The following is a 26,599-nucleotide window of genomic DNA, read 5'->3' on the forward strand; positions in this document are numbered from 1 at the left end:
CGATCACCGGCCCTCGTTGACGCGGGTGTTGATGGCGGCGATCTCCGCTACGTAGCGCCGCCGTTCGTCGTGGCGCAGGTCGAGGATCTCGTCCTGGGACCAGTGGAAGTGGTAGGCGACGTACGCGACCTCCTCGTAGAGTCGGTCGGCCGCGTACGTCACGATTCCCCCAGGCGACCACCGGCGAGATCCACCTCGAAGGCCGTATCGCAGTGCGGGCAGGTGACCGACGCGCGGCTGTGTCCCTCCGCGTTGATCCGTCGGTAGAAGTCCTGGAGGAACGCCAGGTCCGAGGCGAAGAGCCGCTCCACCTGCTCGACCCGTACGTCGGTGATCGTGCCGAGCCGGGTGATGACCATGCTGAGCAGCACCACCGACAGGTAGGCGGGGTTGTCCTTGACCCGCAGGTCGATCAGCGGCGCGAGTTCGTCGCGGGCGGTGGCCAGCCGCATGCTGCCGTCCCGGTGCAGGGTGCCCGTCTCGTCGACGTACCCCCGGGGAAGTTCGAAGGAGAACTCGGTCTGCAGCCTCGGCGGCCCGGACGGGACGCCCCGACCGGCCGGTGCGGCCCCGACGGCCGGCTCCGGGCTCTCCGGCAGCTCGTCCAGGGCGGTGTGCGAAACCGTACGTCGCCTCATCGGTCTCGCGGTGCCGCGCCGACCGGCGCGACACCGCTTCCCCCTTCCACGGGTCAGGTGTGCTGGAGCAACGGCGTCACCAGCCGCTGCGGACGTCAGGAACTCTTGATCTCCTCGAAGACGATCGTGATCTTCTCGGTGGCCGGGGAGGTGTCACCGGCCTTCAGGCTCGGGCCCTCCCACCTGCTCACCCAGGCGTTGCTGAGATCCCACCGACGCTGTTCGGTGTTCTCCGAGTTCACGACGATGACGCTGATGTTCTGCCGGGCCGCGTTGATCGCACCCTTCTCGTAGGTGTCCTTGATCCACTCGGTGAACGCGCTGCTCTTGTCCAGGCCGCGGGTGATGGTTACCTCGCCGCCTTTGCGCGCCCCGGGGATCTTGCGCAGGATGTACTCCCCGGTCGGGGTGACCTGGGTGACCTCGATCGCGTCGAGTTCCACGGTGAGGCCGCTGACCTCCTGCACCGACTCGACGCGGGTCTTGCCCAGTTCCACCTGGAACCGGTGGGTCACGAAGGTGTCGCCGGTGTCCGCCATCGCTGGCTACCGTCCTTTCGTTGTCGTCGCCACCTCGACGTCCACTGCGGATCGTCGGCGGGTCATTCCGAGACGAGGCTGGTGCTGTCGGAGTACTGGGACAGCCGGAAGACGACGAACTCGGCCGGCTTCACCGGGCTGACCCCGACCTCGCAGACCACCCGGCCCTGGTCGATCGACTCCGGCGGATTGGTCTCCCGGTCGCACTTGACGTAGAAGGCCTCGGCGGCGGTGCTGCCGAACAGTGCCCCGCCGCGCCACTGCTCGGTGAGGAACGCGGCGATGTTGCGCCGGATGGTGCCCCACAACCGTTCGTCGTTCGGTTCGAAGACCGCCCACTGGGTGCCGAGCAGGATCGACTCCTCCAGGTAGTTGAACAGCCGACGGACGTTGACGTAGCGCCAGGCGGGGTCCGAGGAGAGCGTCCGGGCGCCCCAGACCCGGATGCCCCGGCCGGGGAAGGCGCGGATGCAGTTCACCCCCGCCGGGTTGAGCAGGTCCTGTTCGCCCTTCGTCACGGTGTTCTGCACCTCGATGACGCCGCGCAGCACGTCGTTCGCCGGTGCCTTGTGGACCCCGCGTTCGGCGTCGGTGCGCGACCACAGCCCCGCGACGTGCCCGCTCGGCGGCATGAACCGGTGCAGCCCGGTCGCCGGGTCGAACACCTTGATCCAGGGGTAGTAGAGGGCGGCGAACCGGGAGTCGTAACCCGCCTCGTCCTGCCGCCAGGAGAGCACCTGCCGGGCGGTCAGCTCCGGCGGCGGGTCGAGCAGCGCCATTCGGTCGCCCATCTGTTCGCAGTGCGAGATGACCGCCAGTTGGACCGCCTTGACGTCGTCGAGACCGATCCGCCCCTGCTGGTACGCGCTCATCAGGTCGGGCACCGCGACCATGGTGATCTCGTCGATCGCCTCCAGGCCGCCGAAACCGGTACGGGCGTCGGCGTCGCCGACGTAGTCGTCGGCGGAGACCCGGGCGGGCAGGCCGGCGTCGTCGGCCGGTGCCAGCGGTACGTTCACCGACTGCTTCGCCGGTCGGGCCAGCGCGTTCGCCGGTGCCGCCTCCTCGATCGCGATCAGCTTGGACCGCTCCCGCACCTGGTTGACCACGTACGCCTTGGTGTTCCGCTTCGCGGAGACCTCGAACGTCTCCCGCTGGACACCGTTGTGCCGGACCACCAGCCGGAACCGGTCCTCCGGCACGCCGTCGCCCTCGACATCGGCCACCTCCACGGTGATCTCACCGACGTCACCGGCGGCGGGCAGCGCGGCGACGGTGAAGGTGCCGAGTGGCACCGGCGGCCCGGCAACCGCCCGACCGGCCGCGTCCCCGCCGGCCGGGCTCTGCGCGGCGCCGACCCGGACGACGTAGCAGGCTCCACCGCCGTTGGCGAAGTAGCCGTACACCGCCTGCGCCAGGTAGGCGTCCTCGACCATCTCGCCGAACGTCTGGACGAACTGGCTCCAGTTGGTCACCAGGGTCGGGGTGTGTGACGGCCCCCGGGCGGCGAAGCCCACGAAGGCGGCCACCGCGGTACCCACCCCCTCGATCGGGCGTGAGCCGCTCGGCACCTCCTCCACGTACACCCCGGGTGACAGGTACGACGGCATGACAGAACTCCCTCGAACAGGACGGTGATCCGTAGAGAGAAGTCTGGGTCGGCGGCAGAACGGCGACCATGACCCGACGGGCGGGCACCCGGGAAGCCGCGGCTACCCGAAGAGGCAGTCGTGCACGGGTGCGTCAAATGGCGGATGTCTGTCCCGCCACCGGGCGGCAGGCTCCGCGTACCCGAGGGACACCTCAACCGTCACCGCCGCGTTCGCGGCCCGGATCCCGGAGTGGTCGGATAACCATGCCCAGGCAGCGAAATGGCGCCGAGATCGTGTTGGAACCGGCCGCCCGACGGTTCGCCGAGGCGACCGTGGACCCTCCGTACCTGCACCAGCTGGGACCGCAGCGGGGGCGGCTCCTCCTCGACACGCTCCAGTCCGGCAACGTCGCCCGGCCGGAGGCCGATGTGCAGGACCGGACCGTGCTCGTCGCCTCGGGCCGCGAGGTACGGCTGCGGATCGTCCGGCCGGCGGGTGCCATCGGCCGCCTGCCGGTGGTCCTCTACCTGCACGGCGCCGGCTGGGTCTTCGGCGGCGGCCACACCCACGACCGACTGGTCCGGGAACTGGCCGTGGGCACCGGCGCCGCCGTGGTCTTCCCGCACTACAGCCGCTCACCCGAGGCGCGTTATCCGGTGGCGATCGAGGAGTGCTACGCGGTGCTGTGCTGGCTCGCCGGGCACGGCGCGGCCGACCTGGACGGTGGGCGGATCGCGATGGCCGGTGACTCGACGGGGGCCAACCTGGTCGCGGCGGTGACGCTGCTGGCGAAACGGCACGCCGCCACGCGCCCGGCCGCGCAGGTGCTCTTCTACCCGGTCACCGACGCCCGGTTCGACACCGCCTCCTACCAGCTGTTCGCCGAGGGCTTCTACCTGCGCGGGGACACGATGCGCTGGTACTGGGACCAGTACGCGCCCCAGCAGGCCGCCCGGTCCGAGATCACCGCCTCGCCGCTGCGGGCGGATCTCGGGCAGCTCTCCGGGCTGCCACCGGCCCTGGTCATCACCGCCGAGGCCGACGTGGTGCGGGACGAGGGCGAGGCGTACGCCCACCGGCTGCGGGCGGCCGGAGTGCCGGTCTCGGCCGCCCGGTACCAGGGGGTCGTCCACGACTTCGTGATGCTCGACGCGTTGCGCGGCACCGAAGCGGCCGAGGCGGCCATCAATCAGGCGATCACCTTCCTGAAACGGGCGCTGCGGGTGGCCTGACCGGCCTGCGGCCCGCCGCGGTCCTCGCCGGTGCCCCCTCCCGTCAACCGATTGTCGAGGTATCCGACGTCTCCGATGCGGCAGTCTCCTGCCGCCGTACCTCGTCCTTCCGCTGCTCGGTCCTCTTCTCGAAGAACTCCAGGTCCTTGCCCCTGCTGCCCATGTCCATCAAATACCCGGCGATGTTCTTCGGCAGTAGCTCCCTGTGGCGAAGCAGGTAGTCGAGATGGTCCTGGCCCATTCCGGCGTAGCGGACACCTCTCTTCGCCGCGTCCGCTACGCCGTGCAGGAAGCGAAGGTTGCGCCACTTTCTGAAGAATTCCCCTTGATCGTCGGCGTCTTGCGTAGGCATACCTGCTAGTTTTTTCTGCTCCTCGTCGGTCAGGGTTTTGTCGGTATGGACGAGCATCGCGGCGACAAATGCCTGGCTGAATTCCTCCAGTGGACGCAGGACGATCGCATTGGCTGGGGCGACGAGCGCGTCGCCCAGGAAGCCGCCGGGTGTGAGGGAGGTGATGAACGTGTCGAGCGTCGTCCGTGTCTGCCTGACGACCTTCGCCAGATTGCTGTTTGCCTCCTCCTTTTTGGAGAATATCCGCTTTGCTCTTTGGAGTTGGCTGCGGTTCGACATCTTCTTCTCGATGTCCTTGCCGTGCGCCCAGGCGATTCTGAGATAACGCTGAGCCGGCTTCCCGTCGTATGCGCGAGGACCGGACGTGAGGCCCGCTATGGTGCCTGATCCGGAACCGGAAAGGCGGCCCAGCAGGTCCGCTATCGCCTCACCCAGCTTCGGGAACAGTGACTCGGCGCCGAACTGCTGCTTGTCGGTGACATCGGAGATCCCGAACCGATCGAATTCAACCTGACTTTCGGTTTCGTACGCTGCATTCGCTTCTTGGCCGGACAGGTCGTCCAGTATGAACGGTTCGTAGGTGAAGCTGTCCGAACCGACAGCCGTCAACACCTCTCTCAGGGTGACATGGGAGTGTGCCTCGCCTATGACATTCGTAGTGCCGGGCGGCTGGAATCGAACCCAGGTGCCTGCACTGGGTGTGCCGTCCGGCAGGTTGCCGATGTAGTCGGTCTGGTTGGCTACGTGTTGTCGGAACTCTTCCTCGCTCAGGTAGATGCGTACCTTGTCGTCGCTTGCCCAGTCCCTCATCGTTTCGTTGTCACCGATGAGGGAATCATCCGGTTGAATCCTGTTTCCGCCGATCCATGCCCAGCGTTGGATGGGCAGAGACTCCTCCGTGTCGGACTGGGCTGTGCTTTGCGTTCCCGGCGCGCGTTGCACGGGCTTTTCGCTGCCATCCGTGGTCTGGGGTGGGGTTTCCGGGCGTGATGCGGCGAGTGCTCGGGTGGCGTTCGCCTCCGCCGCGCGTTCGAACGCGTCGCCCGGGTCGGAGACCCGTAGGCCGTGGCCCCCGTCGGTGCCGGAGACCGGGCCGGAGCGTTGCTGGATGACGTGGGTGAGTTCGTGGGCCAGGGTGTGTCGGTCGCCGCCCCCCTGGCCGATCACCACGTGGCTGCCCGAGGTGTACGCCCGCGCGCCGATCTCGGCCGCCGAGCGTTGGGCGAGGGCGCCGGTGTGCAGGCGTACGTCGGAGAAGTCGGCACCCAGTCGGGTCTCCATGTCCCGGCGTACCGGCTCGGCGAGCGGGGTGCCGGCCGAGCGCAGCACCTCGTGCACGGTCGACCGTTGCACCGGCTGTGCTTCGGGTCGGAGCCCTTCGTCGTGTTCGTGGTGGGAGTGCCGGTGATCGGAGCGCTGCCGCTGCACCGCCCGGGTCACCGCGGCGTTGCCGGCCCGGCGTTGCAGGGTCAGTATCGCGGCCATCGAACTGGTCAGCGGTGCGGTGCCGGTCCCCGGTCGGGTCGGCTGGGTTTGCCGGTTCGGAACGTCACGCTCTGGCGGATCATGTGCACGCACGGGTGGTCCTCCTGAGGCCGAGGGTCAGACGGGGCGGAGCCGCTTGCTGCCGTCGAGGTTGTCCTCGAGGCGTACGGCGGGGACGTCGAGCAACTCGTTGATGCCGGGGAACTGGTCGGGCAGGGCCACCCCGCCCACCACGCTCGGGGTCGGCTGGGTGTTGTCGTGCGTACGGGCATGCGCCTCACCTGCCTGCAGCAGGTACTTGCCGGGGTCCTCGCCCTGGGCGACCGACTGTGCGCGATCCCGCCGGACCACCTGCTCGCCGTAGGTGTTCTGCATGACCGCGCGGCGGTGCATGTTCGTACCGAAGCGGCGCGCCGGTCGGCCACCGGTGCCCTTGACCCGCATGCCCGTCTCGTGGGCCGTCTCCAGGAACTCGGCGAGGTTGACGGCGTGCCCGCGCTGGTAGGTGTTGCAGAAGTTGGCCAGTTCCGGGCTCATCACCCCGGTGCTCAGGTACGAGTCGACCATGTCCTGGTGTACGTCGTCCCGGATCGCCTCCAGGTAGAGGGTCCGAACCCCGTTCTGGCGCAGCCGCGCCATGTGGTCGGTGGCCCAGGCGAAGAACGGTTCCGCGTGGTGAGGCCCGCCGATGACGAGACCGTCATTGGCCAGCAGGAGCATGTCCGTCGCGTCGGCCGCGGGCATCGGGATGCCCCGCAGCATCCCGGCCGTCGCGTCCCGGCGGGCCTGCGCGTTCTCGGTGCCGGACTCCTGCTGGTACCGCGCGGCCCGGGTCACCGCGTCGTTGGCCAGCCGCTGGTCCCGCGCGTCCTGGGCCTCCCAGTACGGGCGGGACACCGGATCCCGGCGACCCAGTTCCTCCATCATCTCGGCGTTGCTGCGGGCACCGGTGGCACCGCCCACCAGCGAGATACCCACCTGTTGGGCCACGTTGGTCAACGCGGTGCCGAGTTGGTGGCCGGCCACGGGCGGGCTCATCTCGCTCAGGGAGGTCAGATCGGTGTCGAGGCTGATCCGCTCCTTGACCGGCGTCCGCCCGGTGGCCGCCTGGTAGGCGGCGCTGAGCTGCTCCCAGGTCTGCCGGTCCACCTGAGCGCTGGCGCGCCTGCTGGAGAACGATCGGCGGGGACCACGGACCTGCACCGACGGGCCGGGCGGCTCCCGGTGCAACTCGTCGTCGGTCATCCGCTGGACCGTCGGGAGGCCCGAGGCCGATCCGGGTCGATGCCCACCGCCGTGTTCGTGGCGGGCGTGCCCCTCGCAGATGTCGTGGCCGGAGCGCTGCCGCTGGATCTCCCGGCTCACCGCGGCGTTGCCGGCTCGGCCGTGCAGAGCCAGCAATGCGGACACCGTCGCGTGCGGCGCGGCGGGGTCGGTTCCGGACCGGCTCGACCGGGCCGGATGGGCCGGGACGTCACGATCGGACGGATCGTGCGCTCGCATGGGCGGTCCTCCTGCCGTCAGTGGACCCGGGCGGGCTCCCCGCGCGGTTGGTGCGTGCCGAACTCGCTTTCCAGCAGCAGTCGGCCGAGCTTGCGGTACTCCCGTTGCACCGCGCCGATCAGGTCGGCCATGCCCACCGGCCGGTCGGCCTGCGCGGCCAGGTACGCGGCGGTCACCACGCAGGCCCGGATGCTGCCGCCGGCCAGCTCGAAGTTACGGGCGCAGAAGTCCAGGTCGAGGTCGTCGGCGCGGGGCAACTCGGTGCCGAGGCAGCGGTCCCACAACGCCCGCCGCTGCGCGACGTCCGGCATCGCGAAGTCGACGATCAGGTCGAGTCGCCGGGTGAACGCCTCGTCCAGGTTGGCTCGCAGGTTCGTGGTCAGCACCGCGACGCCGTCGAAGGACTCCATCCGCTGCAGCAGGTAGGCGCTCTCCATGTTGGCGTACCGGTCGTGGGCGTCCTTCACCTCCGACCGCTTACCGAAGATCGCGTCGGCCTCGTCGAAGAGCAGCAGGCCGTTGACCCCGGCCGCCTCGGTGAAGATCCGCTCCAGGTTCTTCTCGGTCTGGCCGACGTACTTGTCCACCACCGTGGAGAGGTCCACCACGTACAGGTCCAGGCCGAGGTCGGCGGCGACCACCTCCGCCGACATCGTCTTGCCGGTGCCCGAGTCACCGGCGAACAACGCCAACACCCCCCGACCCCGGCCACCGCCGGGGCGCATCCGCCACCGGCCCAGCACCCGGTCCCGGTACCGGACCCGCAGGGCCAGTTCCCGGAGCTGGTCGCGGACCGGATCGGGAAGCACCAGGTCGGACCAGCCCACCCCGGGCTCGATCCGCCGGGCCAGCCGAGCCAGGCCACCGGCGTTCTGTCCGCGTACCCCGGCCCGCAGGTGACCGGCGTCGACGCGCTCCGCGCCGACGAAGACCGCCAGCTGCTCGGCGGCCTGCGCGGCCCGCCGCACCTGGTCCGGGCCGAGCAGGTACGGCGCCAACTCGCGCGCCGGGTCCAGCCCGTCGAGCCAACCGGGCGGCCGGGCCCCGGGCCGCATCCCGCTGGCCGTGCGCCACAGCCGGGCCCGGTCCTGCTCGTCCAGCGGGTCGGCGGTCACCAGCAGTGGTGCCTGTCGGCTCCAGTGCGGATCCCACTCGACGGTGCCGGTGAGCAGGACCGGCACCGGCTGGTCGGCGACCCGGCGCAGCAGCCGGGCGTGCTCCGGCCGGGTGACCGGGTCGAGCGCCTGGACCGGACCGGCGAGCAGACCCGCACCACGCAGCCGGGCCTCGCGTACCGCCACGGCGAGCAGGTCGGTGGGGGCCGGGTCGCCGGCCAACGCCTCCAGGTCGAGCCGGAGCACCGACCGGCCGGCCCGGACCAGCGCCGCGGTGGCCAGGTCGTCGGCGTCGGCGCCGGGATGCTCCCGCAGGTAGCTCAGACGTACCCCGGCACGGAGCGCCGTACCGAGCCGGTCCGTCAGATCGTCCTGCCGGGACGCGAGGTCACCGCCGTCGGCGTCGACCGGCCAGGCCACCCCGGCCAGTCGGGCGTCGGCGACATCGTCGCCGAGCAGGTACGCGGCCACCCGGTCCGGCACCCGCAACGACCGGGACAGGTACGGCAGGTCCGGCTGCTCCACCAGCAGCAGACCACCGCCGACCAGGGGCGCGGTGCCGGTGAACCGGGCCCGTCCGGCGATCGCCGACGCGGGGATCCCGCACAACTCCAGAGCCAGTCCGATGGTCGCCCGACGCCGACTGACATCGTCGTTGAGGTAGCCGTAGAGCCGCTCGTACCGGGCCTCGACGTCGGGCAGCAGCGCGACGAGCAGGAACTCCACGTCCATCGGGGTGAGCCGGAACTCGTGCGCCAGCCGGCGCAGCCGCAGCTCGGCCCCGTCCGAGACGGCCTGGTCCGCCAACGCCTCCAGCGCCTGGGTCTGGGCTGCCACGTCCGGTTCACCCGGCGTGGTAGTGCGAGCCGGTACGGTCGCCAGCCGTTCGGCGTCGGCGGGCGACACGTACAGCCCTCGAAAGGGGTCGTCGGGGTCGGGGTCGTCGCGGCGACGTTCGGCGACCAGCCGGTGTATCCGTGCCGCGACCAGCCCCAGCCGGCCCAGCAGGTGGGCGATCCCCGGCGGGCTGGTCATCGGTCCCCCTCCGGCCGGGCCGACCGTCGCCGACGCTCCGCCCCGGGGCGTGACGTGGACCCGGCCCGGTCGGCGTCGTCGTGGCGGCGGGTCACGGTGGTGCCGGTACGACGGCCCGCTGACGCTACGGAGGCGTCGGTGACCCGGACCGTCCGTTCCAGCACCGGCGGCGCGGCTGGCGTCCGTCGGGTCGACACCGGCGCGATCACCACCAGGTCCAGCGAGGGTTTCAGTTCGCCACCGAGCGCGGTCCACACGTCGGCCAGGGCACGTCCCTCGCCGGGTGGCGCGGCCACGACCATCGGCACCGCCAGGCGCAGCGCGGCGAGCGAACCGGTCAGCCGGTCGGCTGGCAGCTCGTCGTGCCGGACCAGCCCGGCGAGCAGCGCGGCGAGCAGCCGGTGCTCGTCAGTGGGGCGTTTGGTCCACGCGGTGACCAGATAGGACAACGCGAAGAAGTGCGGCGCGTCGTGCCAGGCGACCGTGCGTCCGGTCGCGTCGCGTTCGGCGACCCGGCCCTGGAAGTGCCGGGACCGGTCCTCGCGGATGTCGTAGAGGAACAGGTTCACCGTCGGCGAGTTACGTCGCGCCGCCCAGTCCCGGGTGGGTGCCTCGAAGGACACGTCCACTCCGGTGCCGGCCAGCGCCTCCTCGGTGACCAACCCCCGCAGGCCCTCGTCAACCTCGTGTATCACGTGTGCGCCCCCATCGTCGTCACCAGCGGCGGTGCAGCAGTCCGGGTGGTTGCTGGGCCGGCAGCACCACCAGGAACGGCGTGCTCACCGGGCTGAACCCGGTGCCGGTGGCCACCGCCGTCCGGTTGCCCAACCGGTCCTTCGGCAGCACCAGCAGTTGGGCGGTGAAGGTGCCGTCGGCCGCCGGGCGTACCGGCGCGGCGTCGGCGGTGATGCCGACGTCCCAGGTGAGCCGCACCGGCCGGTCAGGTGGGAAGTCCACCCCCCGGATCGCGGTGACGAAGCCGGGCGGCCCGATCTCCGGCATCGCCACGATCCGGGGGGCGAGTACCCGCAGCGGCGTGCTCGCGGTGTCGTTGTCCACATCGGCGTTGCCGCCGGTGGTCTCGATGGTGCCCACGACGGTCGTGTTGAGCGCTGCGGTCGGCGTGAGGGAACCGGTGACGGTGGCAGCGGCACCCGGTGCCAGGTCCGGCACCGGACAGCCGTCGGCCGGGCAGGTGGCGAGCACCCCGCCGACCGGTACGCCTCCGGGAAGGCCGGGCCGCAGCCGCAGGCCGGTCGCGGTCGTCGCGCCCGCGTTGCGGACCGTGTAGGTCACCGTGACGGTGCCGCCGACGTACGCCGGGCGGGGGCCGACCGTGACGCTCAGCGCCGGGTCGGCCGGGCTGTCCGGCGGTGCGGCGACGACGCGTACCGTGGTGGTCGCGCGGTTGTCCGACGGATCGGTGTCCAGCGGGCTGGCCTCCACCGACCAGTCCAGCTCGAAGCTGCCGGGCGCGGTGCCCACCAGCTCGACCGCGATCTCGACGGTACGCCCCACCTCAAGCCGCCCCAACGCACAGCGCAGGGTGTCGAGGGAGCAGTCGCCGACCGGTGTGTCGATGCCGGTCACCGACAGTCCTTCCGGGACGCGGAGGATGCCCTGCACGTCGTCGGCGGGGGCCGGCCCCTGGTCGGTGACGGCGAGCCGCAGCGAGGTCCGGCCGCCCACCGTGGTTTCCGGCGCGGGCACGGACACGGCGGCGGCGACGTCGAAGCGGCGTTGCCAGGTCGGCTCCTTCTGCCGTCCCGGCAGGTGGGCGGTGAGCGGCCGAACCGTGTCGTCGGCGAGGTGGTAGATCCACAGCGCCTCGGGGGAGTTGTTGTCCTCCGCCCGGCGGGCCGAGAAGACCAGCCGCCCGCCCTCCGGCGACCAGGCCACGTCCCTCGGCTGGTGTGGGCCGTCGTCACGGTCCGGCACCGGTCCGGCGCAGGACCCTCCACCGGCCGGTAGCAGCAGCCGACAGTTACCGCCGTCCAGGTCGACCAGGAGCAGACCGTCGGCCTCCCGGTTGACCACGAGCCGGGTGCCGTCCGGTGAGAACGCGGCGCTGTCGTCGACGACGGCGCATCCGCCGCCGCAGATCGTCTCGGTCAGGTCGATCTGGTCCAGCCCGTCGCCGGCGTCGGCGGTCCAGATGTGTGTCATCGCGTCGCCCTGGTAGGTGCCCCGGGTGAAGGCGAGCCGGGTGCCGTCGGGCGACCAAGCCGGTTGGGTGTCGTCGAGCGCGGCCAAGGCGTCCGGCACCGGCAGTTCCAGCTGGAGCCGTCCGGTGTCGGCGTCGACCACCTCGATCCGGGACGGCGAGCGCGGTGCATCCGGCCCGTCGCCCGGCGAGCTGCGGACCAGGGCGAGCCGGGTGCCGTCGGGTGACCAGGCCGGATCGGTCTCCCGGTCGCCGCGACCCCGCCCGGCGATCGGCAGCAGGCGCGGCCGACCACCGTCGGCGTCGGCGATCCAGATCCGTTCGGTCCGGACACCGTCGACCGTCTCGAACCGGCTGACCGCGATCCGTTGCCCGTCGGGGGAGTACGCCTGCCGTTCGAACCACGGATCACCGTCGACCGGCTCCCAGAGCAGCCGTGAGTCGATAATCGCCCCCGGGTCCTCCCGCAACACCGGTAGGCGCAGGTCACGGGGGTCCACCCCGTCCGGCCGGATGTCCTGCACCGTGGCGGTGGTCCGGTCGGGTGCGCTGGTCCGGGCGACGAGCAGGGTTTCGGCGTCGGCGTCCGCAGCGGCCAACCAGGTGGGGTGGCTGACGTCGCGGTCCTCGGCGAGCCGTTGCACCATCACGCACTCGCACACGTTGTCGCGGACCACCACGGAGTAGACCCGGTCGACGTCTCCGGTCGTGTCGCCGCCGGGCAGGGTACGACTGACGAACGCCACGGTCGTCCCGTCGGCGGTCCAGGCCGCCTGCCGGGCCTGCCAGCCGGGCGGCAGCATCCGGGCCCGGCCGGTGCCGTCCGGGGCGATCAGCCACACCTCGGGTTCCGGACCGTCCGGGGCGATCGTGTAGGCGATCCGCTGGTGTTCCGGGTTCGGATCCCAGGCGGGCTCACCGGCCCCGCCAGGCTCGTCGGTGATCCGGGTGACCGTACCGCCGGTGACGGGCAGTCGATAGACCTGCGGGACGGTGTCGTCGCCACGCCGACCGGCGAAGGCCAGCATGGTGCCGTCCGGCGACCAGGTCGGCCAGGTGTGGTGACCGGTGCCGTCGGTGACCCGCCGGGTGTTCCCGTCGCCGTCGACGACGAAGATGTCGTGCCCGCCGTCGTCACGACCGGCGGCCGAGCTGTAGGCGATCCGGACGCCGTCGGGGGAGAGCACCGGCCGGGACTCGTCCGTCGAGTTGCGGGTGACCCGCAGCACCGGCCCGGTGCCGCGCCGCAGGTACACCTCGGTGGTGCGCTCGTCGCGTCGGCTCACCCAGGTCACGGCCGACCCACGGGCCGACACCTCATCGTCGAAATGATCGGGTCCGCCGTCGAACCACGGCGCCGCGGTCGCGGCCGACCCCTCGCCCCGGATGACGCCGATGCTGCGGTGCCCGGTGCCGGCGTACGCGATCCGCTGGCTCACGTCCGGGTTGACTGCCGCTGCGGGCGCCGCCGCCCGGTCCGGCGCGGGCGCGGCCCGGATCGGGCCGACCCACCCGGCGGTCGGCGTGGGTACGGCGAGGAGCAGCACGGCCAGTACGGCGGGCAATCCGATCATGCGTCGCAAGTGGACCTCGACAGGCGTGCGATGGGCGAGCTTCGGAAGTCATCCTGCGGCGGATGTCGGCCGGTCTCGACGGACCGGAGGGCACCAGCGGGGGCAGCGCTGCTGGCCCGTCAGGGCAACCCCGCGTGGGGGGTGGTCCGCTCTCAGATCAGCCCGTTGCGGAGGGCGTACGCCACGGCGTGTGCCCGGTTGCGCAGCTGAAGGCGGCTGGTGATGCCGTGCAGGATGTTCTTCACCGTGCGCTCTGAATAGGACAGCTTGCTGGCGATCTCCCGGGTGTCGAAGCCGTCGGCGACCAGGCGAAGCACGTCGGCCTCCCGGGCGGACAACCCGAGCAGGGACAGGCCGCGCGGTTCGAGTACCTGCCGTTGCAGCCGACCCATCTGGGCCATCAGTCGACCCAGCAGGTCGGCGGGGAGCGCGCCCTCGCCCCGGGCGACGGCCAGCACGATGTGGCTGAGCCGTTCCGCGCTCGCCTGGTCACGGCGGACCACACCCACCACGCCGTGTTCCACCGCCAGCGACAGCCCGGCGTCGTCGATCCTGGTCGGCACCAGCACCAGTTTGACCGTTCCGGCGCGGTGCAGCCGACGCAGGAGCTCGGTCGTCGCCTCGTCGAGCGTGTCGACGACCACCAACGCGACGGTGCTCGGCGGCTCCCGGTCCGGGTCGACCACCCACAGGTCCGGTCGGGCGCGAAGTTGGCTCTCCACCCCCACCCGGGAGATCGGGTCGTCCGCGTGAACGCTCACCGTGACACGATGCATTTCAGCCTCCCCACAGGTCGGCGCCCGGTGTCCGGCCTCCGGTACGGAGCTGCCGCACCGGCGGCACTCGGGGCGCTACGGCAGAGGGTGCCCCAGGGCACTTCGCGCGCACCTAACGTGGACCTAACGGGCAAGAACTCTGCCCGTGCCGGTTCCCCGACGGACCGTTTACCGGGGAGCCGCCGCGCCTATCGTCGGCGGACATGAGCATCTCGTTGGGTCTGGTGGACACGGCGCCGGTGGTCGTGCCCGGAGAGAGCGTCGACATTCCCGTGACGGTCCGCAACGCGGGCGACGTCGTCGAGGCGTACGCCTTCGAGATCATCGGCATACCCGCCACGTGGGCGACGTTCGACCCGCCGCAGGTCTCCCTCTATCCGGGTGCCAGCCAGACCGTCACGCTGACCGTCCGGCCACCCCGATCCAGCGAGGTCCGGGCCGGGGAACTGCCGTACGGCGTGCGGGTGGTCCCGTCCGAGACGCCGGAGGCCGCCACGGTCGAGGAGGGCGTGCTGACCATCGCGCCCTTCCACGAGGTCACCGCCGAACTGCGTCCGCTGGTGCGTCGGGCGTGGCTCGGTGCGCGCTACCGCCTCACCGGGGTCAACGGCGGCAACGTCCCAGAGACCCTGACCATCAGCGCCGCCGACGAGAACGAACAGTTGCGCTGCTCGCCCCGGCCGGGCACGGTGACCCTGGCCGCCGGAGAGTCGTACCCGGCCGTACTCGGTGTCCGGGCGCGGCGGCTGCTCTGGCAGGGCACCCCTCGTCACCTGCCGTTCCGGGCTCTGCTGACCGATTCTGCGGGCGGGGCCGTCACCCTGGACGGGACGCTGGTGCAGCAGCCGGTGTTCTCCGCCCGGCTGCTCAGGTTGTTGGCGTTGCTGTTGGCGTTGCTGCTGCTCCTGCTCGCCGCCTGGTTCGGGCTGCTGCGGCCGGCGGTGCAGTCGGCGGCCCGGGAGGCGGCCGACGAGCGGGCCGAGCAGGTGGCGACGGAGGCGAGGGAGGTCGCGAGTGTGGCCGCCGGTGAGGCGGCCCGGGACGCCGTCGAACAGGAACGCGCCGCAGCCCCACCACCCCCGTCGCCGTCACCGACGGCCACCGGCGGCAGCACGGGCAGCGGCCGGGGCGGGCAGTTCGCCACCGCGCTGTCGGTGCGGGCGAACCCCGGCAGCACGGCGTCGAGCAGCTACACCGTGCCCCGCAATCGGGTGCTCCTGATCACGGACTTCCTGGTCGACAACCCGCAGGGGGACACCGGGACCCTGACCATCACCGCCGACGACGTGCGGGTGGTCACCTACGCTCTGGAGAACTTCCGCAACCAGGACTACCACTCGGTCACCCCGATCCGGGTGCCGGCGGGCGCCCGGGTGGTCCTGACCGTCTCCTGTCGGCAACCGGGTAACCCGGTCGGCGCGTCCGCGCCGCGCACCTGTCAGGAAGGGCTCTACGTCAACGGCACCCTGACCCGTACCACCAGCTGACCACCTCGGCGCGGGGCCGCCCACCGCGCGGCCTGGCGTGGTGGGCCCACGTCCGTCCGAGGTCACCGTCCGTGGTCGGCTTGCCGTCACCGGAGACCGATGGTCATGATGCCGCGGTGGGTTCGGACTGGTCGTGGGAGCTGCGGGTACCGGTGACGGAGTCGGTTGTGCCCGAGCTGTACGCCCTGGCGACCGAGCGTGGTCTGAGTCTGCGCCGCCCCGACGGGCTGATCAACCTGCTCACCAAGCCGGACTGCGACGCGCGCACGGTCGAGGATCTGCACACCGCACTCGACGCCATAGCGACAGGTTGCGCGGCCGGCCAGCTCTGGTCGAACGACGACGTCGACATGTTCGTGGACTGGCAGGCGGGGAAGCTCGTCTGGGCGTTGGACGCGGCGTACGGTCACCGCCGCCCGTCACCGGAAGCCGACGAGTTCCGGCGGTTGCACGCCCGCCTGACCGACATGTGGCTCGACGCCGCCGTACGACTGCACGCCGACTTCGGTCGGATCCTGGACGAGTGGTCGACCGAGCAGATCTGGCATCTCGACGTCCACGACGCCAGTCATCCCGTCGGAGGTTGGCCGGCCGAACTCGGCTGGTGGACCTACCTCGGCCCCGATCGCCGGCTACCACCGGCTCCGCTGCCCGACATCGCCGAGCGGACACGCCACCTTCCCAACGGCGCTCTCCTCGTCGAACTCCTGGACGACCCGGCCGCCGTCGACCCGCTTCACTACCAGGACATCCACGCCCGCTGGTTGCGGGCGCCCTGAGCACCGCGTGGCCCGGGAGTTGCCGACTACGTCGCGTTGGACCAGGCACGGCTGGACAGCACCAGCCGGTATCTGTCGGGGTCCTCGACGGTCACACCCCATCGATCCCAGTACGTGCCCTGGGCGACCCGACGGCCACCGGCTGCTTCGAGCCGGGCGATCGTGGACTCCTCGACCGGCGCGGACAGGTACAGCACGAGCAGGTCCTCGGATGTCGGCGTCGGGGCAACCTTCAGGTTGGGTCCGCCGAGAAGTTCGAGATGCCAGGTGGCCTGGGGCCAACCGAGCATGACCAGGTGGTGCTCGTCGGGAGACTCGGCAGCCGCGCGGTACAGCACGTGCAGCCCGAGCCCTTCGACGTAGAACCGTTCCGCAGCCGCCAGGTCTCCGCTGGGGCGAGCGATGCGGATTGCCGCCGTGGGGTCGATCATCCGGGTGACTCCGTTCTCTCGATCGACCCCCACTATCGAAGCTCAACGTGACTTCAGGTCAACGACACGAGCGCCTGAGCCGCCGGTACGAGCGCACCCGGGTGACCGGGATCACCTGATCGTCGTGCGGGCCAGGGCACGCTTGTCCGGTTTACCGCTCGGAGCCACCGGCACCCGGTCGATCAACTCGATCGTCTTAGGGGCGGACGGTGCCCCCAGGGTCTGCGCCACCAGGGCGCGCAGCCGGTCGACATCCGGTACGCGACCGGTGGCCGGTACCAGAAAGGCGTGCACCGCCTCGCCGGTGACGTCGTCGGGCAGGCCGATGACGTACGCCTCGGCGACCGTGGGGTCGGTGGCGAGGACCCGCTCGATCGGGCCCGCGTACACCAGGTTGGCGTGCACGATGATGACGTCCCGGGCCCGGCCGAGCAGGTGCAGGTAGCCGTCGCTGTCCAGCCGGGCCAGGTCGCGGGTGCGGACCCAGCCGTCGACGAACACCTCGGCGGTCTCGGCCGGATCCGTCCAGTAGGCGTGGGCCTGCGCGGGTGTCCGGACGAAGAGTTCCCCCTCGGTGGCGGGACGGCCGTCGGCGTCGCGGATGGACAGTTCGGTGACCGGCGGCGGTCGGCCGACCGAGGCGAGCACCGCCGGTGACGCCAGCATCTCGGCCGGTGTCGCCATTGTGATCATGCCGGTCTCGGTCTGCCCGTAGCCGTGGAAGACCACCGGGCCGAGTACGTCGAGCGCCTCGGCGAGCCGGCCCGGCGCGAGCGGGGAGCCGGAGACCAGCAGCGCCCGCAGGCTGCTCAGGTCGGTCGGAGAGGTGCGCTGGGCCTGGACGAGTTGGTGCAGCTTGCCGACGGTGATCACACTCGCGGTCGCCCGGTGCCGGCTGATCATCTCCGGAAATCCCGGGGACCGTTCCGCGACCAGGGTGCCGCCGGCGGTCAGGGTGAGCACCGCGTACTCCAGCATGACCTGGCTGCTCAACGAGCCGAAGACGAGATAGCGCTGCAACCGGGTGGCGAGGTCGGCGACCGCCGGGGGCCAGCGGTCCGGGTAGGGCGCCCAGGCCGCGCTCATCGCCGCGTACGTCTGTGCGCAGCCTTTCGGGTTGCCGGTGCTGCCGCTGGTCCAGGTGATCCGGGCGACATCGCTCGGGCGGCCGGCGGCGACCAGGGTGGTCTCCTCGTCGGACGTCGCCACCAGTTCGGCGACGCGGACGTCGTCGACGAGTAGCGCGGTGCCGTCGAGTTGGTGGGCGAGTTGCGCCGGGGGCAGGTCGGGTCGGATTCCGGAGACCCGGGCGCCGACCGCGAAGGCCGCGATGATCGCGGCGAACGCCTCGGCATTGACACCGAGCCGCAGGGCGACCCCGACGCCCGGCCCGGCCCCGGCGGTGCGCAGCCCGGCGGCGATCCGGCGGACCAGCCGGGACATCTGCGCCGCGGTGACCGTCCGGTCGCCGTCGCAGAAGACCGGCCGGTCACCTCCGGTGGCGAGCAGGTCCAACACGGGCTGTGGCCAGATCTCAGCCCGCATCGGAGAGGACACCCTTGATGAAGAGCACGAGTGGCTGGTGGTGTACGCCGGGAAGGTTCCAGTGGTTCTCGAGGTTCTCCGCGAGGTGGTGCTCCGCGACGACCCGGCCTCCACGGTGGACCCGAATGACCGGGTGCAGATAGCTGGCGTCGTGTGCGTGCTCGGCGTCGTTCTCGGCGATCCGGGGGACCGTGATGTCGAAGGGGTCGACCTGGTCGTGGTCCGGCCCGTACTCCAGGGTGGCCACGAACGCGAACGGCTCGGGGCCCAGGCCGCCGTCGTGCAGGTAAGCGACCGGCACCTCCTCCTGGTAGAGCGCGGTGTCGCCGGAGATGGTGACGACGTCACCGAGGACCGCGAACTGCTGCCACAACGCCGACGTCCGGTTGAGCCGGGCGAGGAACGCGTCGGCGATCGCCTCCGGAGTGTTGTCCAGTGGTGTGGACGGCCACGGCGAGTCGTGGTGGCGGGCGTTGAGAATCCGGTGCAGGGCACGTACGCCGTACCGGAAACCGTGGATGAATCCGCTGGTCGAGCGCTTGAAGTCGCGCTGCTGGGTGAGGGTGCCGGCGAAGTACAGGCCGGGGACGTCGACCGACTCGTACGCCGACGTCTGCTCCGGGAAACGGTCGTTGATCACCAGGCGCGGCGCGGCCGACGGGTCGAAGATGCTCGCGTCGAACCGGAACCCGGTGCAGAGGATGACCCGGTCGTAGTCGATCTGCCGGATCGACTCGACGGTGCGGGCGTACCGGAAGTCGATCCGGTAGCCGCCGTCGTCGCGCCGGACGATCCGTTCGACGGTGCCGTCGAGCACCGCGTTCTGCGACTTGAGCTGGTAGGTGTCCAGGAAGTTGTTGTTCACCGCGCGGAGGTGCCCGACATAGTGGGACTGCCAGGCCATCTTGATCGAGTGTGGACCGGCGACGTGGATGACGGCGGCCGTCTCGATCAGTGCGTCGGCGGTCTCGAAGGCCGAGTTGCCCTTGCCGATGATGAGCACCCGCTGGTTGGTGAAGTCGTCCGGGTCGACGCTGACCGTGTCGTACCGCTCGGCGAGTTCGGCGCCCTCGATCGGTGGGACGTACAGCTGGGAGACCCCGGTGGCGACCACGACCCGGCGGGCGGTCAGGGTGTCGTCGCCGGTGGCGACGGTGAACAGGTCCCCGTCACGTGCGACGCGGGTGACCCGGGTGTCGTACCGCACCCGCAGGCCACGGGCGAAGTCGGCGAGGTATCGCACCAGGTCGGCGGCGTCGGGGAAGTAGCGCCGACTGTAGTTCTTGAACAGCAGCGCCGGGTCGTCGGTGAGCAGTGAGTTCCAGTCCGCCCGCAGGTTGAACTCCGGGTCCTCGGAACCGGTCCAGATCTTGTTGATCGAGATGAGTTGCCGGTGCCGGGGATAGGTGGTGAAGAAGGTGCCCGGTGTGGGGCCTGCCTCCAGCACCAGATACTCACGATCGTCGCGCTGCAGCAGGGCGGCGAGCTGGAGTCCGGCCGGCCCAGCTCCGATGATCAGGTAATCGAGCGTCATGTGGCGCAACGTAACGCCCCGATTTCAGAGCGTTCTGAGATTCCGTCTCTAGGGTGCGTTCGCATGACGAGAGAGGTAGATCTCGCGGTACCGCTGCGGATCGCCGACCTGACCGCTGCTCGTGACCCGGTCAAGGTCGTGGTCGGGGCGGAGGTCCGGGAACGGGTCGCGACCACCCGCGCGTTCCTGTCCGACGTGCTCGGCGACGACCGCACGGTGTACGGCGCCACCACCGGCTTCGGTGCCCTGGTGGGGTACCAGGGCCGGGCCGATCTGCGCGACCAGGCCGACAACACGCTCGCTCACCTCGGTGCGGGGCAGGGCCCGGACCTCGCACCGGAGGTCGTCCGCGCGACCATGCTGATCCGGGCCTGGTCGCTGGCCCGGGGGGTCTCAGGGGTGTCCCCGCACGTCATCGACGCGCTCACGGCGATGCTGGCGACCACGTTCGTCCCCGTGATACCCCGGTTGGGCTCGGTGGGGGCCAGCGGCGACCTGATCCCGCTCGGCGCGGCGGCCCAGGCACTACGTGGTCGCGGGTACGCCTACCTCGACGGGGTACGGCTGCCCGCGGCCGAGGCGTTGGAGAAGGCGGGTCTCGAACCGCTGCCACTGGACGGTCGGGATGCCCTGGCACTGGTCAACGGCACCTCGCTGACCACCGCGGCGACGGCGCTCGCGGTGGACTCGGTGCGCGCCTCGCACCGGGCGGTCCAGGTGCTCACCTGCCTGCTCGCCGATCTGCTCGGCAGCGATCCGCAGTTCCTCGACGCCCGGCTGCTGCGGGCGTTCGGCCATCCGGGCGCCATCGACGTGGGCGCGTACATGCGCCGGGTCAGCGCCGGGCTCGTGCCGTCCGGCAAGCGTCCACTTCAGGAGCCGTACAGCATCCGCTGTGCGCCGCAACTGCTCGGCGCGGCCGAGGACGCCCTACGCTACGTCGACTCCGTCGTCCGGGCCGACCTGGACGCCGTCAGCGACAATCCGCTGTTCTTTCCCGACGAGGACCTCGTCGTGCACGGCGGCAACTTCTTCGGCCAGCCGGCCGCGTTCGCCGCCGACGTGCTGTCGATGGTCGTGGCGCAGGTCGGCAACCTCGCCGAACGTCAACTCGACCTGTTGGTGGACCCGAACCGCAACGGCGGCCTGCCACCGATGCTGGCCGCCGGGCCGGGGCAGCAGCACGGCCTACAGGGCGTGCAGTTGGCGTCGACCGCGCTGGTCACCGAGATCCGCCGCGACGCGGTTCCGGCGAGCATGCAGAGCCTGCCGACCAACCTGCACAACCAGGATGTCATCCCGCTGGGCACCCAGGCCGCGCTGCGGGCGTTGGACCAGGCCCGGCTGCTGCACCTGGTCGTCGGGTCGCTCGCGCTGGGGTTGCGTCAGGCGGCGTACGTCGGTGCGCGTCCGCCGACCGCACCAGGCTGCGCCGAGGTGCTGGCCGCGCTGGCCGAGGCCATACCACCGGTCGACCCGGACCGGCCGTTGGACGGTGACGTTCGGCGTGCCGCCGATGTCATCGCGAATGTCGACCTTCCTCCGATCTCTTCCGTGGAGTGGCAGCTGTGACGCTTGACTATCTGATCATCGGTGCCGGGCCGGCCGGACTCCAGCTCGGCGCCCTGTTGGAAGCCGACGGCAAACGCGACTACCTGGTGCTGGAGGGCGCGGACATCCCGGGCGCGTTCTTCGCCCGCTTTCCCCGCCACCGGCAACTGATCTCCATCAACAAGCCGCACACCGGCTCGGACGATCCGGAGCTGAACCTACGACTGGACTGGAACTCGCTGCTCAGCGACGATCCGACGCTGCGGTTCACCGGGTACACGGAGCGGTACTTCCCGGACGCCGACGTGATGGTCCGCTACCTGGCGGACTTCGCCGCGAAGACGGGGGTCAAGGTCCGGTACAACTCCCGGGTGACGTCGGTCAGCAAGGTCGACGGGATCTTCGAGGTCCAGGCCGGGCAGACCTTCCGGGCGCGGCGGCTGGTCGTCGCCACCGGCGTCTCCCGGCCGTACGTCCCGCAGATCCCGGGCATGGAGCTGGCGGAGCAGTACGCGGACATGTCCGTCGATCCGCGCGACTATCTCGACCAGAAGGTGCTGATCATCGGCAAGGGGAACTCCGCGTTCGAGACCGCGGAGAACCTGATGGAGACCACCACGCTGATCCACCTCGCCGGTCCGAGTTCGATCCGGATGGCCTGGCGGACCCATTACGTCGGGCATCTGCGCGCGGTCAACAACAACTTCCTGGACACCTACCAGCTGAAGTCGGCCAACGCGATCCTGGACGGCCACATCAGACGGATCGAGCGCGACGGCACCGGTTTCAAGGTCACGTTCGCGTTCTCCCGGGCCGACGAGGTGGTCAAGGAACTCTGGTACGACCGGGTGCTCGCCTGCACCGGATTCGGCTTCGACGCGTCGATCTTCGACGACAGTTGCCGTCCGGCGCTCGCCATCAAGGACCGCTTCCCGGCCCAGACCCCGCAGTGGGAGTCGGTGAACGTAGCCGGTCTGTACTTCGCCGGCACGCTCTCCCAGGAACGCGACTTCAAGCGCTCGACCAGTGGCTTCATCCACGGCTTCCGGTACGGCGTACGGGCCCTGCACAAGATCCTGGAGCGCCGGTACGACGACACGCCGTGGCCGTCGGAGAAGCTGGACGCCACGGCGGAGTCGATCGCCGACGCGATCATCGCCCGGGTCAACCGCACCTCCGCCCTGTGGCAGCAGTTCGGCGTCCTCGGCGACGTGGTCACCGTGGCCGGGTCGGACGCCCGCTACCACGACGAGGTGCCGATCGACTACTTCACCCACATCGGCCTGCGCAGCGACGACCACGACTACCGGCACGCCTTCGTGGTGACCCTGGAGTACGGCCCCGAGCACGACCAGGTGGATCCGTTCGACGTCACGGTCAGCCGGGTGGCGCAGAACGTCGTCGGTCAGGCCCACGACGCCGCCTACCTGCACCCGGTCGTCCGCTACCACCGGGCGGGGCGGGTCGTCGCCACCCACCACCTGGCGGAGAACCTGGAGAACCAGTGGGACCGGCCCGACGTCCACGTCGCGCCGCTGATCGCGTTCGTCGGCGACTGCCTGAGCGGTGTCGAGGGCTGAGATGCTCGCTCTGGACGGCACGGAGCTGAACCTCGCCGAGGTGGCCGACGGTGCGCGGCGTCGCCTGGACCCGGTGTACTGGGACTTCTTCGCGGGCGGGGCCGGGGACGAGCGGACGCTGCGCGCCAACGAGGAGGCGTTCACCAGACGGTGGCTCGTGCCCCGGGTCCTGCGTGGGGCGCGCGAGCGCGACCTGCGGATCTCGCTACTCGGCAGTCGCCTCGCGATGCCGGTGCTGATCGCGCCGACCGCCTTCCACCGGCTGGCGCATCCCGGGGGAGAGGCGGCCACCGCCCGCGCCGCCGCCGAGGCGGGCACGGTGATGGTGGTCAGCATGGCGGCGACCCAGCCGATCGAGGAGATCGCCGCCGCCGGCGGGCCGCTCTGGTTCCAACTGTATCCGCAGTCGGATCTCGCGTTCACCACGGCGCTGGTCCGGCGGGTCGAGGCCGCGGGCTGCCGCGCCCTGGTCGTCACGGTCGACTCGCCCGTGTTCGGCCGACGGGAACGCGACCTGCGACACGGCTTCGTCGATCTGCCGCCCGGACTGGTCTGCGAGAACATGCGTGACCCGAGTGGCCGGGTCCGCGACATCGAGATGGACGCCGGGCTGGACTGGGCACGCATCGACTGGCTGCGTGAGCTGACCACGCTGCCGATCCTGCTCAAGGGCGTACTGCACCCCGCCGATGCCCGACTGGCGGTGGCGCACGGCGTCGACGGGGTGGTGGTCTCCAACCACGGGGGACGGCAGCTCGACGGTGCGGTCGCCACCCTGGACGCGTTGCCCGGGATCGTGGCGGCCGTCGAGGGCCGACTGCCGGTGCTGCTCGACGGTGGCGTCCGGCGGGGCACGGACGTGTTGGTGGCGTTGGCGCTCGGCGCGAGCGCGGTGCTGGTCGGGCGTCCGGTGCTGTGGGGGCTGGCGGTGGGTGGTGTCGCCGGGGTGCGGCACGTGCTCGACCTGCTGCGTGCCGACCTGGACCGGGCGTTGGCGCTGGCCGGTGCCGCCGGGCCGGGTGACCTGAGCCGTGACCTCGTGGGGGGATGCGGATGAGCGCCGTGGGCGTGCTGATCGTCCTGGCGGTGTGCGGCGTGGTCTGGACCGTCCCGTCCTGGCTGCCGTCGGCCGTCGTCCGGCTGCGGGAGCGGGTCTTCGCCCGGGTCAACGGCGAGGAGGGCATCCCGGTGCCGGGCCCCACCGTCGGCATGGAGCACTTCGAGCGGGTGTACGCGGATCCGGCGGCCGACGGGCGTAGCCGGGGGGCCGGGTTGTCGGACCTGTTCTGGTACTGGCTGGCCCCTGGGCCGCACATGCACCAGGAGCATCTGGAGCCGGGTGAGCGCTACCGGACGGTGGCCGCCACGACCAGGCGGGTGCTGGCGGTCCGACGCGAGCGCGCCGACGCGCTCGCGACCGCTGCCACCCGGCGGGTGTTGGACGAGTTGCCCGCCGATCGGACCAGCCATGTCCGGCTGCGTGACCTGATGATGCCGGTGTGGGCCGAGGTCTACCACGAGTTGGTCTTCGGTGAGGTGGCGTCACCCACCGCCCGTACGTTGATCGTGGCCAACGCGGACGACGTGGTCACCGCGCTGAAGTGCGTCGGGTTGCGGCACATGGATCGACGTGACCGGTTGACCGAATACCTGCTCGGGCGGATCGAGGCGGGAACCTGCCCGGTGACGCTGCCGCCACCGTTCACCGCGCAGGAAACGGCCTGGTACCTGCAAGGTGCCTTCTTCAACACGGCGGTCGTGCAGATGTCCGAGGCGATGGCGCACGTGCTGCTGGCCCTCGCCACACATCCCGACGCACAGCGGGAGCTCGACGACGACGCCGCGCTGGACCGGGTCATCGACGAGACGCTCCGGTTGTATCCACTCTTCGGCGTCGCGCACCGGATCACCTCGGCGCCGATCACGCTGCCCACGGGGGTGTCCCTGCCGACCGGGTCGGTGCTGCTGTTCAACTATCCGGCGTTCCACCGAGGGGGAGCCGCTGGTGACAGCCGGTTCGACCCGGACCGGTGGCGCACGCTCTCCCGTGGTGACGTGCACTTCATCCCGTACGGTGTGCCCGCGAACCGGGCCTGTCCGGCCCGTGGCGTCGCGCCGGTGATGATGCGCGCGGCGACCCGTGAGGTGCTGCGCCGATTCGTCCTGGCCTCCTCCGTCTCACACACCCGGTCACTGCCCAGCCGGGGCCCGGCCTATCTGACCCCCGCCGGGTGTGCCGGCCCGGGACGGCTACGACTGGCCGCGATGCGGCTGCGGGACCGGTGGGCCGACGTGGGTCGCAGTGTCCGGCAACTGGTGCTCGGCACCTGGATGGTGCTCGATGCCCGGCGGCAGCGGTTGTGTTCCAGCTACTTCGAGAAGGCGGTCCGATGACTCCCACGGAGTTGGCACCACGGTTCTTCATCGCGGTCACGGTGATCCTGATCTTCTGCAAGGGGGTCGCCTGGCTGCTCGGCAAGGTCGGCCAGCCGGCAGTGGTCAGCGAGATGCTCGCCGGTGTCCTGCTCGGGCCGTCGCTGCTCGGGCTGCTCCTGCCGGACGTGCAGAACGCCCTGTTCCCCGCCCCGCTGCTGCCGGTGCTCTACATCGTGGGTCAGGTCGGACTGGTGCTGTTCATGTTCCATGCCGGGTACGCGTTCAGCTCCCATCGGGTCACCGGGCTCGCCGGCACCGCCGGAGTGATCTCACTGGCCGGGGTGACCGCGCCGCTGCTGCTGGGGGTGCTGCTGGTCCTGGTGACCGCCGGTGCGGTGCCGATCAGGGCCGACGGGACGTCGCTCGGGGTCTCCGCCGCGTTCGTCGGTGTCGCGCTGGCCATCACCGCGTTTCCGATGTTGGCCCGGATCATCACCGAGCACGGGCACGCCGGCACCCGGCACGGCACCCTCTCCCTGGCCAGCGGCGCGATCGACGACATGGCCGCCTGGATCCTGCTGGCCGCCGTCCTGGCCTTCGCCTCCGGCCAGGCCGGTCCGGCGATCGTCACCGTCGGCGGGACGGTTCTCTTCGGACTGGTGCTCTGGTTCGGCGGGCGTGGGATCACCACCGCGTTGATGACCCGTCGTGGCCTCACCGACCGCACCCGGCTGCTCGGCACGGTCGCCCTGCTCTTCCTGGTCGCCTGGTACACCGACGAGATCGGGTTGTACGCGGTCTTCGGCGCGTTCGCGATGGGCGTGGTGATGCCTCGTACCGACAACACCGACAAGGTGGTGGACACCCTGACTCCGGTCGCCGCGACCCTTTTCCTGCCGTTGTTCTTCACCTACTCGGGGTTGCGGACGGAGTTCGGACTGCTCGGTTCCATGCCGGTGCTGCTCTTCGCGCTGGCCTGCGTGACGGCGGCGATCGTCGGCAAGTTCGGTGCCTGCTGGGTGGCGGCCCGGCTGCGTGGGGAGCCGTCGGGTGTCGCGCTGCGGGTGGGCGCGTTGATGAACGCTCGCGGGTTGATGCAGCTGATCGCCCTGAACGTCGGGCTGGAGGCGGGCATCGTGAACTCGTCCCTGTTCACCGTGTTGGTGCTGGTCGCGCTGGTCACCACGCTGATGACGACGCCGACGTTGAGTTGGATCGAGCGCCGGGAGGCTCGACGGCCCGACGCCGCACGCTCGCCCGCGCTGGTGGTTTCAAATAGTTGAAGAGGCAAATATCACTGATTACATCGAC

21 protein-coding genes are annotated in these 26,599 nt (G+C 70.9%); 8 read left to right on the forward strand and 13 right to left on the reverse strand.

Annotated elements, in window-relative coordinates; genetic code table 11:
- Positions 1-3: 3 nt before the first annotated feature.
- The 4 genes from FF096_RS15925 to FF096_RS15940 form a co-directional block, all read right to left on the reverse strand.
- Positions 4-162, reverse strand: coding sequence for a DUF6760 family protein (locus tag FF096_RS15925; protein ID WP_230462654.1), 159 nt, complete (start codon positions 160-162; stop codon positions 4-6).
- A complete protein-coding gene (locus FF096_RS15930) occupies positions 159-638 on the reverse strand; it encodes a hypothetical protein (protein ID WP_155218858.1) in 480 nt (159 codons plus the stop codon). Before FF096_RS15930 ends, FF096_RS15925 begins: the two co-directional genes overlap by 4 nt.
- Positions 639-733: 95 nt before the next feature.
- On the reverse strand, positions 734-1,177 hold the full coding sequence (locus tag FF096_RS15935) for a phage tail protein (RefSeq protein ID WP_155218860.1): 444 nt from the start codon (positions 1,175-1,177) through the stop codon (positions 734-736).
- 62 nt (positions 1,178-1,239) lie between these two features.
- Positions 1,240-2,787: a phage tail sheath subtilisin-like domain-containing protein gene (locus FF096_RS15940; RefSeq protein WP_155218862.1), complete on the reverse strand. Its 1,548-nt coding sequence runs from the start codon at positions 2,785-2,787 to the stop codon at positions 1,240-1,242.
- A 245-nt stretch (positions 2,788-3,032) separates the two neighbouring features.
- On the opposite strand from FF096_RS15940, the gene FF096_RS15945 reads away from it, so the two are divergent.
- Positions 3,033-4,001: an alpha/beta hydrolase gene (locus FF096_RS15945; RefSeq protein ID WP_155218864.1), complete on the forward strand. Its 969-nt coding sequence runs from the start codon at positions 3,033-3,035 to the stop codon at positions 3,999-4,001.
- A 43-nt stretch (positions 4,002-4,044) separates the two neighbouring features.
- On the opposite strand, the gene FF096_RS15950 is transcribed toward FF096_RS15945, so the two are convergent.
- The 6 genes from FF096_RS15950 to FF096_RS15975 form a co-directional block, all read right to left on the reverse strand.
- A complete protein-coding gene (locus FF096_RS15950; RefSeq protein ID WP_309223379.1) occupies positions 4,045-5,931 on the reverse strand; it encodes a DUF4157 domain-containing protein in 1,887 nt (628 codons plus the stop codon).
- A gap of 24 nt (positions 5,932-5,955) precedes the next feature.
- The gene (locus FF096_RS15955) at positions 5,956-7,341 is read right to left on the reverse strand and encodes a hypothetical protein (RefSeq protein WP_155218866.1); all 1,386 of its coding nucleotides are present in this window, start codon (positions 7,339-7,341) and stop codon (positions 5,956-5,958) included.
- Positions 7,342-7,358: 17 nt separating this feature from the next.
- Positions 7,359-9,491, reverse strand: coding sequence for an ATP-binding protein (locus tag FF096_RS15960; protein WP_155218868.1), 2,133 nt, complete (start codon positions 9,489-9,491; stop codon positions 7,359-7,361).
- Positions 9,488-10,186, reverse strand: coding sequence for a DUF4255 domain-containing protein (locus tag FF096_RS15965; RefSeq protein ID WP_309223380.1), 699 nt, complete (start codon positions 10,184-10,186; stop codon positions 9,488-9,490). Before FF096_RS15965 ends, FF096_RS15960 begins: the two co-directional genes overlap by 4 nt.
- Before the next feature lie 19 nt (positions 10,187-10,205).
- Positions 10,206-13,229, reverse strand: coding sequence for a DUF11 domain-containing protein (locus tag FF096_RS15970; protein ID WP_155218870.1), 3,024 nt, complete (start codon positions 13,227-13,229; stop codon positions 10,206-10,208).
- Positions 13,230-13,381: 152 nt separating this feature from the next.
- The gene (locus FF096_RS15975; protein ID WP_375335349.1) at positions 13,382-13,990 is read right to left on the reverse strand and encodes a LuxR C-terminal-related transcriptional regulator; all 609 of its coding nucleotides are present in this window, start codon (positions 13,988-13,990) and stop codon (positions 13,382-13,384) included.
- 218 nt (positions 13,991-14,208) lie between these two features.
- On the opposite strand from FF096_RS15975, the gene FF096_RS15980 reads away from it, so the two are divergent.
- Both FF096_RS15980 and FF096_RS15985 read left to right on the forward strand, forming a co-directional pair.
- The gene (locus FF096_RS15980) at positions 14,209-15,492 is read left to right on the forward strand and encodes a hydrolytic protein (protein ID WP_155218874.1); all 1,284 of its coding nucleotides are present in this window, start codon (positions 14,209-14,211) and stop codon (positions 15,490-15,492) included.
- 116 nt (positions 15,493-15,608) lie between these two features.
- Positions 15,609-16,271, forward strand: coding sequence for a hypothetical protein (locus tag FF096_RS15985; protein ID WP_155218876.1), 663 nt, complete (start codon positions 15,609-15,611; stop codon positions 16,269-16,271).
- Positions 16,272-16,297: 26 nt separating this feature from the next.
- Here the strand turns inward: FF096_RS15985 and FF096_RS15990 are convergent, their stop codons facing one another.
- The 3 genes from FF096_RS15990 to FF096_RS16000 form a co-directional block, all read right to left on the reverse strand.
- On the reverse strand, positions 16,298-16,702 hold the full coding sequence (locus tag FF096_RS15990) for a VOC family protein (RefSeq protein ID WP_155218878.1): 405 nt from the start codon (positions 16,700-16,702) through the stop codon (positions 16,298-16,300).
- Between the two features lie 111 nt (positions 16,703-16,813).
- Positions 16,814-18,247, reverse strand: a complete 1,434-nt coding sequence (locus FF096_RS15995; protein ID WP_155218880.1) for a class I adenylate-forming enzyme family protein — start codon at positions 18,245-18,247, stop codon at positions 16,814-16,816.
- On the reverse strand, positions 18,237-19,781 hold the full coding sequence (locus tag FF096_RS16000) for an NAD(P)-binding domain-containing protein (protein ID WP_155218882.1): 1,545 nt from the start codon (positions 19,779-19,781) through the stop codon (positions 18,237-18,239). Before FF096_RS16000 ends, FF096_RS15995 begins: the two co-directional genes overlap by 11 nt.
- A gap of 63 nt (positions 19,782-19,844) precedes the next feature.
- Here FF096_RS16000 and FF096_RS16005 point away from each other — a divergent pair, with 63 nt between their 5' ends.
- The 5 genes from FF096_RS16005 to FF096_RS16025 are packed head-to-tail and all read left to right on the forward strand — an operon-like array spanning position 19,845 to position 26,571.
- Positions 19,845-21,353 (forward strand): aromatic amino acid ammonia-lyase, encoded by a 1,509-nt coding sequence (locus FF096_RS16005; protein WP_155218884.1) that lies wholly within the window; start codon positions 19,845-19,847, stop codon positions 21,351-21,353.
- Complete coding sequence (locus tag FF096_RS16010) at positions 21,350-22,912, forward strand: NAD(P)-binding domain-containing protein (protein WP_309223381.1); 1,563 nt, start codon at positions 21,350-21,352, stop codon at positions 22,910-22,912. The genes FF096_RS16005 and FF096_RS16010 overlap by 4 nt, the downstream gene beginning before the upstream one ends.
- A gap of 1 nt (position 22,913) precedes the next feature.
- Positions 22,914-23,969, forward strand: a complete 1,056-nt coding sequence (locus FF096_RS16015) for an alpha-hydroxy acid oxidase (protein ID WP_155218886.1) — start codon at positions 22,914-22,916, stop codon at positions 23,967-23,969.
- On the forward strand, positions 23,966-25,306 hold the full coding sequence (locus tag FF096_RS16020; protein ID WP_155218888.1) for a cytochrome P450: 1,341 nt from the start codon (positions 23,966-23,968) through the stop codon (positions 25,304-25,306). The genes FF096_RS16015 and FF096_RS16020 overlap by 4 nt, the downstream gene beginning before the upstream one ends.
- Positions 25,303-26,571 (forward strand): cation:proton antiporter, encoded by a 1,269-nt coding sequence (locus FF096_RS16025; protein WP_155218890.1) that lies wholly within the window; start codon positions 25,303-25,305, stop codon positions 26,569-26,571. Before FF096_RS16020 ends, FF096_RS16025 begins: the two co-directional genes overlap by 4 nt.
- The last annotated feature ends 28 nt before the right edge of the window (positions 26,572-26,599 follow it).

Source organism: Micromonospora sp. CP22 (assembly GCF_009712475.1).
GTDB lineage: Bacteria > Actinomycetota > Actinomycetes > Mycobacteriales > Micromonosporaceae > Micromonospora.

Coding starts and splice junctions, on each gene's coding strand:
- FF096_RS15930 (WP_155218858.1), bottom strand. CDS start 638: ATGAGGCGACGTACGGTTTCGCACACCGCCCTGGACGAGCTGCCGGAG.
- FF096_RS15935 (WP_155218860.1), bottom strand. CDS start 1,177: ATGGCGGACACCGGCGACACCTTCGTGACCCACCGGTTCCAGGTGGAA.
- FF096_RS15940 (WP_155218862.1), bottom strand. CDS start 2,787: ATGCCGTCGTACCTGTCACCCGGGGTGTACGTGGAGGAGGTGCCGAGC.
- FF096_RS15945 (WP_155218864.1), top strand. CDS start 3,033: ATGCCCAGGCAGCGAAATGGCGCCGAGATCGTGTTGGAACCGGCCGCC.
- FF096_RS15955 (WP_155218866.1), bottom strand. CDS start 7,341: ATGCGAGCGCACGATCCGTCCGATCGTGACGTCCCGGCCCATCCGGCC.
- FF096_RS15960 (WP_155218868.1), bottom strand. CDS start 9,491: ATGACCAGCCCGCCGGGGATCGCCCACCTGCTGGGCCGGCTGGGGCTG.
- FF096_RS15970 (WP_155218870.1), bottom strand. CDS start 13,229: ATGATCGGATTGCCCGCCGTACTGGCCGTGCTGCTCCTCGCCGTACCC.
- FF096_RS15980 (WP_155218874.1), top strand. CDS start 14,209: ATGAGCATCTCGTTGGGTCTGGTGGACACGGCGCCGGTGGTCGTGCCC.
- FF096_RS15990 (WP_155218878.1), bottom strand. CDS start 16,702: ATGATCGACCCCACGGCGGCAATCCGCATCGCTCGCCCCAGCGGAGAC.
- FF096_RS15995 (WP_155218880.1), bottom strand. CDS start 18,247: ATGCGGGCTGAGATCTGGCCACAGCCCGTGTTGGACCTGCTCGCCACC.
- FF096_RS16000 (WP_155218882.1), bottom strand. CDS start 19,781: ATGACGCTCGATTACCTGATCATCGGAGCTGGGCCGGCCGGACTCCAG.
- FF096_RS16005 (WP_155218884.1), top strand. CDS start 19,845: ATGACGAGAGAGGTAGATCTCGCGGTACCGCTGCGGATCGCCGACCTG.
- FF096_RS16015 (WP_155218886.1), top strand. CDS start 22,914: ATGCTCGCTCTGGACGGCACGGAGCTGAACCTCGCCGAGGTGGCCGAC.
- FF096_RS16020 (WP_155218888.1), top strand. CDS start 23,966: ATGAGCGCCGTGGGCGTGCTGATCGTCCTGGCGGTGTGCGGCGTGGTC.
- FF096_RS16025 (WP_155218890.1), top strand. CDS start 25,303: ATGACTCCCACGGAGTTGGCACCACGGTTCTTCATCGCGGTCACGGTG.